Source organism: Gammaproteobacteria bacterium, from assembly GCA_022450155.1.
Lineage (GTDB): Bacteria > Pseudomonadota > Gammaproteobacteria > Arenicellales > UBA868 > REDSEA-S09-B13.
On the sequence record JAKUQR010000008.1, the window covers coordinates 49,121 to 63,389 of the forward strand.

General features: G+C 51.7%; 14 protein-coding genes. 2 read left to right on the top strand and 12 right to left on the bottom strand.

What is annotated here, in order from left to right; all coding sequences use genetic code 11:
- Positions 1 to 66 precede the first annotated feature (66 nt).
- Positions 67 to 1,242 carry an O-succinylhomoserine sulfhydrylase gene (locus MK323_06255; GenBank protein ID MCH2481760.1) on the top strand — a complete coding sequence of 392 codons (1,176 nt, stop codon included), beginning with the start codon at positions 67 to 69 and terminating at the stop codon, positions 1,240 to 1,242.
- Positions 1,243 to 1,355: 113 nt separating this feature from the next.
- Here the strand turns inward: MK323_06255 and MK323_06260 are convergent, their stop codons facing one another.
- Positions 1,356 to 1,811 (bottom strand): Lrp/AsnC family transcriptional regulator, encoded by a 456-nt coding sequence (locus MK323_06260; protein MCH2481761.1) that lies wholly within the window; start codon positions 1,809 to 1,811, stop codon positions 1,356 to 1,358.
- A 169-nt stretch (positions 1,812 to 1,980) separates the two neighbouring features.
- Between MK323_06260 and MK323_06265 the strand changes: the two genes are divergently transcribed.
- On the top strand, positions 1,981 to 2,445 hold the full coding sequence (locus MK323_06265; GenBank protein ID MCH2481762.1) for a rhodanese-like domain-containing protein: 465 nt from the start codon (positions 1,981 to 1,983) through the stop codon (positions 2,443 to 2,445).
- 225 nt (positions 2,446 to 2,670) lie between these two features.
- On the opposite strand, the gene MK323_06270 is transcribed toward MK323_06265, so the two are convergent.
- From MK323_06270 to MK323_06320, 11 genes are all read right to left on the bottom strand, one after another.
- Positions 2,671 to 3,201, bottom strand: coding sequence for a thermonuclease family protein (locus tag MK323_06270; protein MCH2481763.1), 531 nt, complete (start codon positions 3,199 to 3,201; stop codon positions 2,671 to 2,673).
- A 151-nt stretch (positions 3,202 to 3,352) separates the two neighbouring features.
- Positions 3,353 to 4,450 (bottom strand): ABC transporter ATP-binding protein, encoded by a 1,098-nt coding sequence (locus MK323_06275; GenBank protein MCH2481764.1) that lies wholly within the window; start codon positions 4,448 to 4,450, stop codon positions 3,353 to 3,355.
- Between the two features lies 1 nt (position 4,451).
- A complete protein-coding gene (locus MK323_06280) occupies positions 4,452 to 5,267 on the bottom strand; it encodes an ABC transporter permease (GenBank protein MCH2481765.1) in 816 nt (271 codons plus the stop codon).
- A complete protein-coding gene (locus MK323_06285) occupies positions 5,264 to 6,181 on the bottom strand; it encodes an ABC transporter permease (GenBank protein MCH2481766.1) in 918 nt (305 codons plus the stop codon). Before MK323_06285 ends, MK323_06280 begins: the two co-directional genes overlap by 4 nt.
- 130 nt (positions 6,182 to 6,311) lie before the next feature.
- Complete coding sequence (locus tag MK323_06290) at positions 6,312 to 7,445, bottom strand: extracellular solute-binding protein (protein MCH2481767.1); 1,134 nt, start codon at positions 7,443 to 7,445, stop codon at positions 6,312 to 6,314.
- 46 nt (positions 7,446 to 7,491) lie between these two features.
- Complete coding sequence (locus tag MK323_06295; GenBank protein MCH2481768.1) at positions 7,492 to 8,862, bottom strand: aspartate aminotransferase family protein; 1,371 nt, start codon at positions 8,860 to 8,862, stop codon at positions 7,492 to 7,494.
- A 133-nt stretch (positions 8,863 to 8,995) separates the two neighbouring features.
- Positions 8,996 to 10,375: a glutamine synthetase family protein gene (locus MK323_06300; protein MCH2481769.1), complete on the bottom strand. Its 1,380-nt coding sequence runs from the start codon at positions 10,373 to 10,375 to the stop codon at positions 8,996 to 8,998.
- Between the two features lie 122 nt (positions 10,376 to 10,497).
- Positions 10,498 to 10,968, bottom strand: a complete 471-nt coding sequence (locus tag MK323_06305) for an L-2-amino-thiazoline-4-carboxylic acid hydrolase (protein ID MCH2481770.1) — start codon at positions 10,966 to 10,968, stop codon at positions 10,498 to 10,500.
- A gap of 26 nt (positions 10,969 to 10,994) precedes the next feature.
- A complete protein-coding gene (locus tag MK323_06310; GenBank protein ID MCH2481771.1) occupies positions 10,995 to 11,894 on the bottom strand; it encodes a TauD/TfdA family dioxygenase in 900 nt (299 codons plus the stop codon).
- Entirely contained in the window at positions 11,894 to 13,225 is a 1,332-nt protein-coding gene (locus MK323_06315) for an aspartate aminotransferase family protein (GenBank protein MCH2481772.1), read from the bottom strand. The genes MK323_06310 and MK323_06315 overlap by 1 nt, the downstream gene beginning before the upstream one ends.
- A gap of 170 nt (positions 13,226 to 13,395) precedes the next feature.
- Positions 13,396 to 14,190 carry a hypothetical protein gene (locus MK323_06320; GenBank protein ID MCH2481773.1) on the bottom strand — a complete coding sequence of 265 codons (795 nt, stop codon included), beginning with the start codon at positions 14,188 to 14,190 and terminating at the stop codon, positions 13,396 to 13,398.
- Positions 14,191 to 14,269: the final 79 nt, after the last annotated feature.

Here is a 14,269-nt window from a genome sequence, read left to right on the forward strand (position 1 = left end):
TGGCCCAGGTCATTGCGGGTTTTTATTTGCCGAGACCTGGGTCGGGGATGAACCAGGAAAAGCTAAATGAAACATTCCTACGACACCACGGCAGCAATCAGGGCAGGGCAGGTTCGAACCGGGGAAAACGAGCACAGTGACCCTCTTTTTCTTACTTCGAGTTTTGTGTTTTCTAGCGCAGCAGACGCAGCAGAAAAATTCTCCGGCAACGCGTCAGGGAATGTGTACTCACGCTTTTCTAACCCAACTGTCAGGGCATTCGAGACGCGGCTCGCCCAGTTGGAGAATGCAACTTATTGCCTTGCAACTGCCTCTGGTATGTCTGCGATTCTGCTTCTGGCTTTGGCATTGTTGAAATCGGGTGACCATGTTGTAGTCGCAAAGAGTGTATTTGGGAGTACAGTGACGCTGTTTTCCAACGTTCTGTCGCGATTCGGTATCACGATGGACTTCGTAGATATCACTGATTTAGATCAATGGGCCGAAGTCCTTACGCACCAAACCCGATTGTTGTTCATTGAAACCCCGTCGAATCCGTTAATGGAAATAGGCGACATTGCAGCATTAGCTGAATTGGCGCATCAGAATGGTTCGATACTCGTAGTGGACAATGCTTACTGCACACCAGCTTTACAATGTCCGATATTGTTAGGGGCAGATGTAGTCGTTCATTCGGCGACCAAGTATCTTGACGGTCAAGGTCGTTGTATTGGTGGGGCGCTTGTCACAGCAAATAAAAAGCTCCAGGAATCGTTTTTCTCGGCTCTTCGGAGTGCAGGTCCCGCGATGAGCCCGTTTAATGCGTGGGTATTTCACAAGGGGTTGGAAACGCTCCAGCTGAGAATGAAGGCCCATTCAGAAAATGCGATGAAAGTTGCGCAATGGCTGACACAACATCCTGCTGTAGATCGAGTGTATTACCCAGGACTCAAGGTGCATCCAGGTCACCATCTGGCTAAGAAACAGCAGTCGGCGTTTGGCGGTGTTCTTTCTTTTGAGGTGCGTGGTACTAGAGACCATGCCTGGCGAGTGATTGATAGCACTAAATGGCTATCTATTACCGCAAATCTGGGCGATGTTAAAACAACCATCACTCACCCAGCTACAACAACCCACGCCAGGATCACTGATGCACAGCGGGCCGCAGCAGGAATTCACGATAACCTGCTACGGATTTCAGTGGGGTTAGAGAACCCAACAGATATCATCGATGATTTGTCACTTGGGTTGTCGGACCACTAGGGAATTCTGGTTTGTTTCAGGTGGATCGGAGAACCGATATACCAAACTTATTTATTCTCAAACAAGCCTATTCTATGGGAACACCACAACTTCTACATCGCAACCCTTGAGGATCAATGAGGTAGCGGCAACTCTGTCGTGTCTTTGATCTGTTCCATTACAAACCCCGCCGTGACATTCGACAGCGGCAGACGATCAATAAGCCGTAAATAGAAGTCGTTATAGGATGCAATATCGGGAACCACAACTTTCATCAAATAGTCCACATCCCCTGCCAGCCGGTAGAATCCCATGACTTCCGACATCTCGTCCACGGTGGTCACAAACTGGTTGAACCAGTCTTGGTTGTGTTCATTGGTTTTGATTGATATAAAAACCATAATTCCGCCGCCGATTTTGTCGCTATCCAGTAATGCGACCCTTTTTCTGATAATGCCTTCATCTTCTAACCGCCGTATTCGTTTCCAACAGGGAGTGGATGACAGATTCACTTGGCTGGCAATCTCACTGATTGAGAGACTGGCGTCGTTTTGAAGCAGGGAGAGAATTTTTCGGTCTATGTTATCCATAGGAATTTATTCCCTAATAATTGTGATGATTAGATCATATAGAATTAAGTTTTATATTTTAACATAAATTTAGCATTATTTGCTTTTTTGATATTGCGATCAGGGAGTCAAGAAGTTAGTCTTCCTGCCGTTATGTATGTCCTGTTTCCACCGTTTACATATCGAATTGATGGAAAAAAGCAACCCTCAAGTTTGCGCAGCATCCCGGGCAGCCGCGGAGCCGATTTCTATCGGCGCGAGACAGGCCTGGTCCCTGATGCAGGCTGAGACATCAGCCAAACTGATCGATACCCGGTCAACCATGGAACACGTCATGATTGGCCACCCGCAAGGGGCTATTCACATACCCTGGCAGGATGATCCTGATTGGGTGGACAATCCCAGGTTTACGGAAAACATCAAATCTTTGATTTCAAATGGCGAAGACAAGACAGACGGCGGGCACTCGCCACCGATCCTCTTGATCTGCCGTTGTGGGGAACGTTCTCTCGAGGCAGGCAAGCGTCTGATGGCAGACGGGCTTGAGAACATTTACAACGTTGAGTCCGGGTTCGAAGGACCACTTGATGACAAGCGGCGAAGACGCTCTGTTTCCGGCTGGCGGTTCGATGGTCTTCCCTGGCAACAGTTTTGATGGGCACTGCGTTAGATTTAGCTTGCTGACCGGAGCGCTTTTGTTTCTAGGTGTGATCTCAATTCGATACTAGATACGAAGGTCAGGTTTCAGTTCATCCCCGCAGTCTCCTTCGATCAGAGGTACTGGAAGGGCGCTCAGTGAAAGATGTTGTAGTCATTGTGCGGGGTCCAGTCAGCAGACAGTCACCTTTTCAGCATCGATGGCGTGTTTGTAGCTGCGCCGTTAGGGTGCGGCCACTTCATCGAGTTTTCGTGTTTTTTCGCGTGTGCGGATTATGCTTTTGTGTCGGGCCGTGCACACACTGCAGGCGGCATCCTCTTCTAGCCGGGCAGGGCGCCACGTGTCAGGAGGAATAAAGCCACCCCGCCATAGGCCGACGTTGTTCTGTTGGGCTAGGCGCTCGTCTGCGTGATAGGCACTCTCGGTATCGCCGACGGTTAAGGCCCAACCGGTTTCAACCAGCCAGCGATTCAGATTTTGCTCACCGATCCAGCATTCCGCAGTCAGCGTGGTGCCCCTTGAGGAACGCAGCAGTGGCAGATAGACACAGTTGAGCTCGGTGTTTAGGAGCTGTTGGTCAAGGGTCTGCCAGGCGATTATTCCACACGGCCACGGGACATCACCGCCCTCACACACTTGACCAGGCGCAGGGAGACTGACGCCGTATAACGAGATCAGCTGATCACCGACACGAAGCAGTCCGTTGTCGGGGAAAGTATGGGCGGGTTCTGCCGCTTGACCTGTTCCAGTCATCAGTACAAAGAGAACTACTGTTGTTAAACCGGCCCATCGGAATGCAGGCAATCGACGCATCAGTGATCTAGTCAATCGAGCGAATGTCCTGTGATGTCGCAGGCAGAAACGACTGCGCCCAAGTTCGGCCAGGTAGAAGCCGACTGGCAATTCAGTTGCGCGGCAGCACCACCAGAGCATCGGGAGACCAGGTCAGCCAGACCGGTTGATTTGGACGAGAAAGACCGTCAAGTGAACGTTCCAGATTCTGCAGTGCCACAAGGACTGGATCGTCTCGATGATCGACATGGACATAAAAATGACTCCGGTCACCAAGGTATGCCGAAGGCCCCATGCGACCCTCAATATACCCGGCAACATTTACAGGGTTCTCAAATAGTGGCACAAGTTTTTCCGGGCGAATTGCAATCCACACTGCCGCGCCGTTGGAAAATTTATGTTCCGCCTGTGAGGCAGTGACCGTGCCAAGAAGTTTACTCGTTACGGTGGTATTCCCGGCTTCAGAGTCGACCACCTGCCCCTCAAAGAAATTCATGTTGCCGATAAAGTCGGCAACGAACCGGGAACTTGGCGACTCGTACAACTCCGCTGGTGACGCAATTTCCATGACCTCGCCTTCAGACATGACAGCGATGCGGTCTGACAGTGTCAAAGCCTCTTCCTGGTCGTGAGTAACAAAAAGAAACGTAATGCCGAGTTGTTGCTGTAACTGTCGCAGTTCTATCTGCATCTGTTCCCGTAGTTTTTTATCGAGTGCGCCGAGCGGCTCATCAAGCAGCAGAACTTTGGGTTGCTTAATCAGCGCCCGAGCGAGAGCAACGCGTTGCCTTTGACCACCTGAGAGTTCTTCTGAGCCACGGGATCCGTATCCCGGTAATTTGATCAATTCCAGCACTTCGTCAATCCGTTTGTTCAGGTCTGTTTTAGACAGTCCAGACTTGCGCATACCGAACGCAATGTTCCTGCGCACATCGAGATGAGGAAAGATCGCATAATTCTGGAATACCATATTAACCGGGCGTCTGTTAGGTGGTGTTGTCGACATTGGTTGACCATCTATTAGGATTTCGCCTTCAGTTGGCGTCTCAAAACCGGCAACTATTCTGAGTAGTGTGGTCTTGCCGCAGCCCGAAGGACCCAACAAAGAAAAAAACTCGCCGCGGTAGATATCGAAACTGGCTTGGTTCACAGCAGTGACGGTACCAAAACGTTTGCTGACGTTGCTGAATGAAATAATGGATTCGTCCATATCAGATTCCTGATGTGCTTTCCAGTTTTACTCCGCGACGTCGTAACCATTCAGCAAAGGAGACGACGAAGAATGATATGACAAATATACTTGCCCCTAGCGCTAACACCGCTGGTATCTTGGTGGGGAAGCGTAATGAACTCCATATATAGATTGGAAGAGTAGCGTCGGTGCTCGATAGAAAAAATGCGAGGACAAATTCGTCAAAGGAAATCGTGAATGTCAGCAAGAGGCTGGCGACAATACCTGGCAGAACGATCGGGAAGGTTACGCGCCAGAAAGTCATCCAACCGTTTTCTCCAAGATCCAAAGCCGCTTCTTCAAGGCTGTTATCAAATCCCTCCATTCGCGAAATCAGGACGAGCATCGCGAACGGTATGCATAGCAGCAAGTGTGAGAAACCAACTGTCCATAGTGACAAGGGAATGTCGACTTGACTGATGAGAATCAGCAGTGAAATTGCCAGAATAATCTCGGGGATTACGAGAGGTATCATGATAAAACTGATGACTGGTCCGCGCCCCGGTAATCGGTAGCGGGTGAGCGCTTTAGCTGCCAGTAAACCGAGAATGGTGCTGACGATAGCAACAATCAGGCCCACCTTTATACTGTTGAGTAGAGCTTCCAGCATACTGGGACTGTTCACCATCTGGTGATACCATTTCAGGGTAAATCCTTTCAGTGGAAAAGCGATGTACTTTGAACTGTTGAAGGAGAATAACGGCAGGAACAATACTGGGAGGTAGATAAATGTCAGGTAGATAATGGCGTAAAGTAAAAAGCCGTCTGGACGCCACCAGGGTCGTTGGTCACTCATGCGACTCGCCTTCGGAAACTTTGTGTTCCCCAGAGAAATAGACTGATCATTAGGGCGACTGTCAGCATCGATATGACTGATATAGCCGCCCCTAAAGGCCAGTTCAGGGCTTTACCAAACATCGACTGGATAATGTTACCGATCATAATACCGCTTGGCCCACCGACAAGAGAAGGTGTTACATAGTCACCGACTGTTGGTATGAATACGAGCAGACTTGCTGCAATTACGCCAGGCAGCGATAACGGTAGAGTGACCCGTAGAAAGGTCATCCAAGCGTTCTCGCCAAGATCGCGGGCCGCTTCGAGTAGGGAACGATCTATTTTCTCCAGTGACACATAGATCGGCAGGATGGCAAATGCGGCCCAGGCATGAGCCAGTGTGATCACAACGGAGGTCGGATTGTAGAGCAGGAAGGCCAGGGGCTCTGATATAAATCCCAGTGCTTTCAGTCCAGAATTGATCACGCCGTTGTAGCCCAGCATGATCTTCCAGGCAAACACCCTTAGCAGATAGCTGGTCCAGAACGGGACAGTGATCAGGATCAGCCAGAGCAGCTTATTGTTCTTGACTCTGAAGGCAATGAAATAGGCCATAGGGTAGGCTAGGAGTACAGTAGCCAGAGTGACCAGGCCCGACATGCGAATAGACTTGATCAGGATCTTTCCGTAGATGGGTTTCTGGAAGAAGTCTATATAGTTCTTCAGTGAAAAAGTTCGGATGAAATCCAGATAGTCCTGGATCCAGAAGCTCAGTGTAAACAACACCGCCAGTGGCATCGCCAGTCCCAGCAATAACGCAAGTAGTGTGGGCGACAACAGGGTGTAACCACGAACTGCCTCGCTGGTTTGAAAAAGCCGGGCTAGGCTGAATCCGGAATTGTGATGGGGCGCAGTAGTGCTCGAGGTCTTCATGCTCTAGTCGAGGTGCGGCCGCTATCACACACTGAATAGACGCTGCCATTCTAGATCGACAGATGCCGCATTGAATTACAAAAAATGCGGACAGGGACAATCGGTTGTCCCTGTCCGTCACTATGGTTACTTAGAGGCCTGCTTTAACCTCTTCGAACATGGCCTGTAGAGCAGGTTCGTTACCCATTGGGGCTTGGAAGATTCCCGCATCTAAGGTCTCGCTTACATTAATGGAGTAGCCTAGCTCCTTGAGCAGGCCAGGCTGATCTTTCTCGACTTGCGCGAATGCCTTCATGTTGCCGTGGCCATAGCCGTATTCGGTGAGTGCAAATACACCTGATTCCACGCTAGCGTAGGCATCGATGTACTCATAAATTTTGTCCAATTTGGCCGGATCATGGTCAGTCATCAGGCAGAAGCCACAGACCCAAGTCATTGCGCCTTCCTTTGGACTGGTATAGCGCACATCTAAACCCTCTTTTTTGAGCGCCGCGTATGATGAATTCCACGCAGATGCTGCGACCAATTCTCCGGAGGCTAGCGCCTGTTCTATGTCGGCAGGACTGGTCCAGTAATAACGCATCAATGGCAGCTGTTCTTTGAGTGAAGCACGGGTTTTTTCCATTTCAGCATCGGTCATGTTGAAGGGATCTTTCGCTCCGATATAGATAGCAGCGACCATGACACCATCAATCAGACTGTCCGCCATTGACAGGCGGCCCTTGTACTTGGGATCCCAAAGCATACCCCACGTCTCATTACCGACATATTCTGGTGCGAGGTCAGCCCTATATAGGACCGACGTCAGTCCCCAGTCCGTTGGGATAAAGTATTGTTTGTCGCCGTCGAAGGTGCCGGGGATTGTTTTTAGGGCTGGGATAATGTCGGACCAATTCGAAAGACGGCTGGGATCCATGGGCTGAAGAATGCCTGCATCTTTCCAGATTGGAACCTTGTACGAGCACGGCTGCGTAAGGTCAACCTTAAATCCAGCCCGCATCTTGGCAAAAGCCTCTTCTTCGTCACCAAAGATGGCAAAGTTGGGAGATTGACCGTGTTTTGTGATATAGGATTGATGCAACTCGGGTACTTCCCAGCCCTCCCAAGTAAACACAGTCGGGTGATCGTTACTGGCGGCGCTGGCTATTTTCGATCCTAAGGGTAGGGTTACCATCGTGGCGCCAAGTGCAATAAGTTTCTGGTTGAACTGCCGCCGGCTCATTCTGCCAGTCGCAAGTTCCTCGATAATCTGGTCTTTTTGCATTTTGTGCTCCTCCATCTAAGAAAGCTTTGGTTAAAGAAATTGTGATTTAGTTGCCTACTGTGGCATAGGTCTCATCGAGCGCGTGAGTGACCTTCCCCATCATTTCGTCGATTTCCGCCTCTGACATGATCAGTGGTGGAGAGATGATCATGGTATCACCGACGGCCCGCATCACCAATCCAAGACGTAGGCAGGCTTCACGACAGAGCGTACCGGTTTCACCCGCAGGATCATAGCGTCTGCGGGTAGCTTTGTCCTTGACGAGTTCGAGCGCGCCAAGAAAACCAAGGCCTCGGGTTGCCCCGACCAGCGGGTGATCAGCCAGTGTTTTCCATTTTTCCTGCAGGTAGGGACCTGTTACTGTGTCCACACGCTCGATAATTTTCTCGTCGCGAAGAATTCGCACGTTTGCGCAGGCAACCGCACAGGCTGCAGGGTGACCGGAATAGGTCATGCCGTGGAAGAATTCGCCACCTTCTTCGATCAGAACCCGGGACACGTGGTCGGCCACCATCACGGCTGCAATGGGCAGATAGCCAGAAGACAGTCCCTTGGCAATGGACATCAGGTCCGGCTGGATGTTGTAGTAGTCACTGCCAAACCATTTGCCGGTTCTGCCGAATCCGCAGATGACTTCATCAGCCACCAGTAAAATCTGATAGCGACGGCAGATATCACTGATTTCCGGCCAGTAGGTATCCGGTGGTATGACGACACCGCCGGCGCCCTGAATGGGTTCGGCTATAAAAGCAGCGACACGGTGTTCCCCCAGCTCATTGATTTTTTGTTCCAGTTCTTGAGCGACTTTAAGGCCGTGTTGGTCCGGGGAGTCAGAGCCACCGTCCTGGTACCAGTAAGGCTGACCGATATGGGTGATATCCGGGATCGGCAGGCCGCCCTGGGCATGCATTGTCGGCATGCCGCCCAGACTTGCACCGGCCATCGTGCTGCCATGATACGCATTCTTTCGGCTGATGATGACCTGTTTATCGGGTTGTCCGAGTGAGGCCCAGTAATGTCGGGCCATCCGGACCACGGTATCGTTTGCTTCGGAGCCTGAATTGGTGAAAAAAGCATGGTTGAGACCTGCTGGCGTGACCTCGGACAGGAGTTGAGACAGTTCTATTACGGGTGGCGTGGCTGTCTGAAAAAAAGTGTTGTAGTACGGGAGAATCTCCATCTGTTTTCGGGCTGCATCGACCAGTTCCTGACGCCCGTAACCCACATTGACACACCATAATCCGGCCATCGCATCCAGAATCTTGTTGCCATCTGAATCCCAGAGATAGACGCCATCTGCCCTTTCAATGATCCGGGCACCCTTGGCGTGCAACTCTTTGTGATTTGTAAACGGATGTAGAAAGTGGGCGCTGTCGAGAGCCTGCCAGTCGGCGGTTGATTGCTGCGTTTGGGTCACTTTATAGCTCCTGTCAATATCTAGCCTGCGGTTATAAATATAAATTTCTACAGTGGCAACTCAGCCATGGAAACTATGTCGAACAACACACAGCGTGGAACATCAGAGTTAAGTTCGTTTCGCTGAAGCACGGTCAGACGTTCAGCAGTAAGTGTTCTCTCTCCCAGGAACTAATTACCTGGAGGAATGTGCCGTGCTCGTTTTCTTTTACCGCGTTAAAGGCCCTGACAAAACGTTCTCCGAGAATTTCTCGCAGCGGTGTGCAATCCTGCAGCGCACGTAGTGCCTGCTCGAGCGTTCGTGGCAGGTCATACGGCATATTGTAGGCAGTGCCGGTGACAGGTTCCGACGGCTCGAGCTGGTCCATCATTCCGAGCAGGCCGCAGGCAAGACTGGCGGCGACGGCCAGATAGGGGTTGGCGTCTGCTCCGGGTACCCGGTTTTCGATGCGGCGTGACTCGGGTGTTGAATCCGGCACTCTCAGACCGACCGTACGGTTGTCGTAGCCCCAGTGTACATTGATTGGTGCAGCATGGTCACGAATCAGACGCCGGTAGGAGTTGACATTCGGTGCAAGGAGCGACATTGCAGCCGGAAGGTAGCGCTGTAAGCCTGCAATATGGGCAAAAAATAGTGGGCTGGCCTGGCCGTTGTCTTCGCTAAATATGTTTTTACCATGTCTGATGTCGACGATGCTTTGGTGAATGTGCATGGCACTGCCAGGTTCTTTTTCCATTGGCTTTGCCATGAAGGTAGCATACATGTTGTGCCGCAATGCTGTTTCGCGAGTGGCTCGTTTGAAAAGAAATGCCTGGTCCGAGATCTTGACCGGATCACCATGCGCCAGGTTGATCTCCATCTGGGCCGCACCTGCTTCATGATTGAGTGTCTCAAGCGCGATATCAAGGACTTCACAGTGATCGTATAAATCCTCAAACATAGGATCGAATTCGTTAACCGCATCTATACTGAACGACTGGCGGCCGGGTTCTGCGCGGCCTGAGCGTCCGACCGGTGGTTCCAGAGGGTAGTCTGCATCATGATTCGGTTTGACCAGGTAGAACTCGAGTTCAGGAGCCACGATGGGTGTCCAGCCGAATTCATGATAAGCCTGCACGATTTTTTGCAACACATAACGCGGTGACATCTCAACCGGTTTGCCATCGGCGTAAAAACAATCGTGAACAATGAGCGCAGTCGGATTCTGGGCCCAGGGCACCAGCCTGAAACTCTCAATATCCGGCTTTAGGAAGATGTCTCCGTCCGACGGATCAACTGCGCTCTGATCTTCGGGATATTCGCCGGTTACGGTCTGGAGGAAAATACCTTCAGGCATACGCAGGCCCACTTCTTCACTGTATTTTTTCGCGGAGATCAGCTTGCCGCGCGCGATCCCGGTCATATCAGGGATAACGGCTTCTATCTCATCAATATCGTGGTCCCGGATCCACTGCTGGATTGAACGGACCGGATTGCCCTTGGGCGTTGGTACGATGCTTGGTTTAGAAGTCATTTGTGTGACGCAGGTTGTGCACGACGGGCAGTGTAATCGATGGTTGTTGCCGGGAACAGATTAGCTTATGCCGCGATAAGATGAGTCGAAATGACTACTGTATCTGCACTGCAAAAACTGGGTCAGGTTTTATATCGGTAGCGGAAGGTACAACAAGAGGCACCGCCCATAATAGTCTGATCTCTTTGCAATGTGATGCGATCATCGAACCCCTGACAGAAGGTGCCGTCACGATGACAAGAGAGTAGGTGACCAATGTGCCCCAGATCCATGTCTTGGTACATCTCGGCATATCGGCAGCGAGTCACATTAAAGTCGAACTGGTCATCGGACTCGTGTAAGACGTCGATCTCGAGTGCGCCACCTGCTTTCCACTGCTCGAATAGTTCGATGAAGTTACGAAGCGGTGAACGCTCAGGCGAGGTCTTGGTCTGCGCATAGTGCTGACCTTCGGTAATGGCTGCCTTCTCGATCGCAGCTCGCAGAATATCTTCGGCTTTCTGTTGCCCCAGTTGTGTCTTCATTTCATCGAATACCGGGCCTATGACTTCAGCTTGTAGCTGACGTTTGATGATAATCGGGATATCGTCCATTGTAGGTCTCCAGGTAAAGCCTGAGGTTAAACGGGTTCTAGAGCCACACCTTCTAGCGTGATCCGGTGCATCAGCCTTCGTTCGCCGGGGTAGTCATTCAGGGCATGGTGCCAGGTGGCCCGGTTATCCCACATTGCGAGTGATCGCGGTTGCCAGCGAAAGCGGCAGGTGAATTCCGGTCGGTAGCCATGTTGGTAAAGATATTCAAGAAGAGGCCTGGACTCGTCTTCTGTCCAGCCGTCAAAACGCAGGGTGAATTGCGGGTTGACATAAAGCGCCGGACGGCCCGACAGCGGATGGCGAATGACTACAGGGTGATTGGCGTCCTGAGTGGCCGCAGCCGCGTTACCGACTCGATCACCAATGTCCGATTCATCACGCCAGTCCTGATAGGCTTGGGGACCGAATACATCGCGGCTGGAATGGATCGCACGAAGGGAGCTCAGCATCTGCTTGAGACCTTCGGAGAGGGTGTCGTAAGCTGCATACATGCTGGCGAACACGGTGTCCCCGCCTGAGTCTGGTACTTCGCGAGCGTAGAGGATCGAACCTGTTGCCGGGATTTGATCGTAAGAATGGTCGGTGTGCCACAGGCCACCAATGTTCGACGTTTGTTCAGGCTCCTTGCGTACTTCGGCGATCAATGGATAGGAAGGCACTGGCTTGAAAAATCGGTTTACATTGATCTTTCCCCAGCACCGGGCAAAGTCAACGTGTTGCTCGGGAGTAAGATCTTGATCGCGGAAAAAGATCACACCGAAATCAGAAAAAGCGCGCTGAACTTCTTCGAATGCAGTAGTGGAAAGCCCGTTGGCGATATCTACACCATGGATCTCGGCACCAATCGCACTACTCAACGGACGAACCTCTATGTCTCTATAGCCCGAATTTAGGGTGTTCGAGTTGTGAGTAAGCGAGTTTGCCATCAGTCAAGCGTCTTCAGTGTTGTGTCCAGACTAACCGCCAGTCGATCGACGATGTCAGAGAGTTGATTTTCGGACACGTTATAAGGTGGCGCAAGCAGAACATGACTGCCCTGCCTGCCATCCACAGTGCCACCCATCGGGTAGCAGATCAGGCCGTTGTCCATTGCTGCAGATTTGAGTCGATGGTGCACCTCAAGCGATGGTTCGAATGGAGACTTACTGCTTTTATCGGCTACAAATTCAAGACCTACAAACAGGCCTCGTCCGCGGATGTCTCCGACATAGGGGTGCTCTCCAAATTGTGTGACTAGCAAGTCCATCAGTAATGTGCCCATTGTCCGCACACGTTGCAGAAGGTTCTCGCGTTCAATGACGCGCTGTACTGCCAGTGCCGCTGCACACGCAACCGCATGGCCCAGATAAGTATGGCCATGCTGGAAGAAGCCAGTGCCCTGATGAATCGTCTGATAGATTTGTTCATTGACCATGACGGCGCCGACCGGCTGATAACCGCCACCCAATCCTTTGGCAATGGTGATAAGGTCACCACAGATATCGTCCTGCTCACAGGCAAACAGCGTGCCGGTCCGGCCCATTCCACACATCACTTCATCGAGTATCAAAAGAATACCGTGTCGATCACAGATTTCCCGAATGCGCCGAAAATAACCGGGTTCCGGCGGTACTGCGCCCAGCGTGGCGCCGACGACGGGTTCAGCGACAAATCCAATGACGTTCTCAGCGCCGAGTTCCACGATCTTGTTTTCAAGTTCATCGGCAGCCCGCAGCGCATACGTCTCTGCAGTCTCGTCAGTACGTTGTTCCCGGTAGGCATAGCAAGGAGCGATGTGATGAGTCTCCATCAGTAGCGGGTCATAGGGTTGGCGCCGCCACAGGTTGCCACCGGTGGCCAGGGCGCCCAGAGTGTTGCCGTGGTAGCTCTGCCGTCGAGCGATGTACAGTCGCTTCGACGGTTCATTACGCTCCAGAAAGTACTGTCTTCCCATCTTCAGAGCGGCTTCCATGGCTTCAGAGCCTCCGCTGACCACATACACTCTATCAAGTGGACCCGGCGCCCGAGTAGTGAGATGAGCCGCCAGTTGTTCCAGCGGCTCGCTGGTGAAAAATGCCGTGTGGGCAAAGGGAATGGCATCCAGTTGATCTTTTATGGCACGAATGACATCCGGGTGACTGTGGCCCAGGCAGGAAACAGCGGCACCGCCAGATGCATCGAGGTAGCTTTTGCCTGTCTGATCGACGATGTAGGCGCCGTCACCTGAGACCGCAACCGGCAGATCGGCATGCGTATTGCGGTGGAAAACGTGGGTCATCGTTTCGTTCGATTGCAGTTGGTATAAGTCAGGTTAGCATCCCGCGGCAGCATATTGTCTGGGTTGCTAGAGGATGTTGGACACTGGACACAGTGGGCAGAGCCCACAGCGGTCAACGCGTTGCCGTTGAAATTTCTGGAGTCGGCCAGTGCTAAATAAACGTTAGGGCGCTAGCGCCACGTTTTTTCGTTGTCCCAGATATTCTTGGGCATAGGTAATCCACTGAAATCAGCTGAACCAAGTGGTTGATCCGGCTCTATGCCGATAGATTCCAGGGTCAGCATCAGTTGGCGGGTATGTTGACCTGAATGCCAGGCCGTTCGCTCGAGTACTTCATGCAGCGTGACCTCACCATAATAGACCTTACCCGGTTGAGCGAAATCGATTGTCTGTCCTGCTTGTGTCCACCACAAATTTATCCGATCAGTCACAGCGTGTGCGAACTCCAGAAGGTCCTGACGCGATACCAAATCCGTCGGCAAGTTACTGACCAGTGCTTCGTAAGTGTACGGCGTGTCATGTTCGACCCGATCCAGAAACACTTTGGGAATCTGGAAAATGTGGTAAGCAAGCTGCCGGTAAGAACGTGGCCGATCTGGCAGCATCGAATCCAGCTGATTCTCTGGGATCTGGCTCAGAAAACGCTGAGCCGCAGTCAGGATTGTGTTGAGGCGGTCGATCAGGATGTCGGGGTCTAACAGGGCGTGCGGTTGCCAGTCGAATCCTGCGACCCGAGCCACATCTCGGAAGACAGCACCATTGGCCCAGTCTGAGCCGCGTGCGACTATGGGTACGAGTCTCAGGCCCAGGATTTCAAGTTCTTTAAAACCATCGGGGTCTTCAAGTACGTTGATGGACTCAAACGTTACACCGTGGTCAAGCAGAAATTCCTTGGTCTTGAGGCAGCTGGAACAGCCTGGCTGCCAGTAGACTTTAAGCGGTAATGCGTTTTGGGTGCGGGTCATGAGCGGGTCTCGACTGGGTTCAATTGACGATATGATGTTTATATCAAACTATTATAGTGTCAGGGTGCTGTGGGCGGTG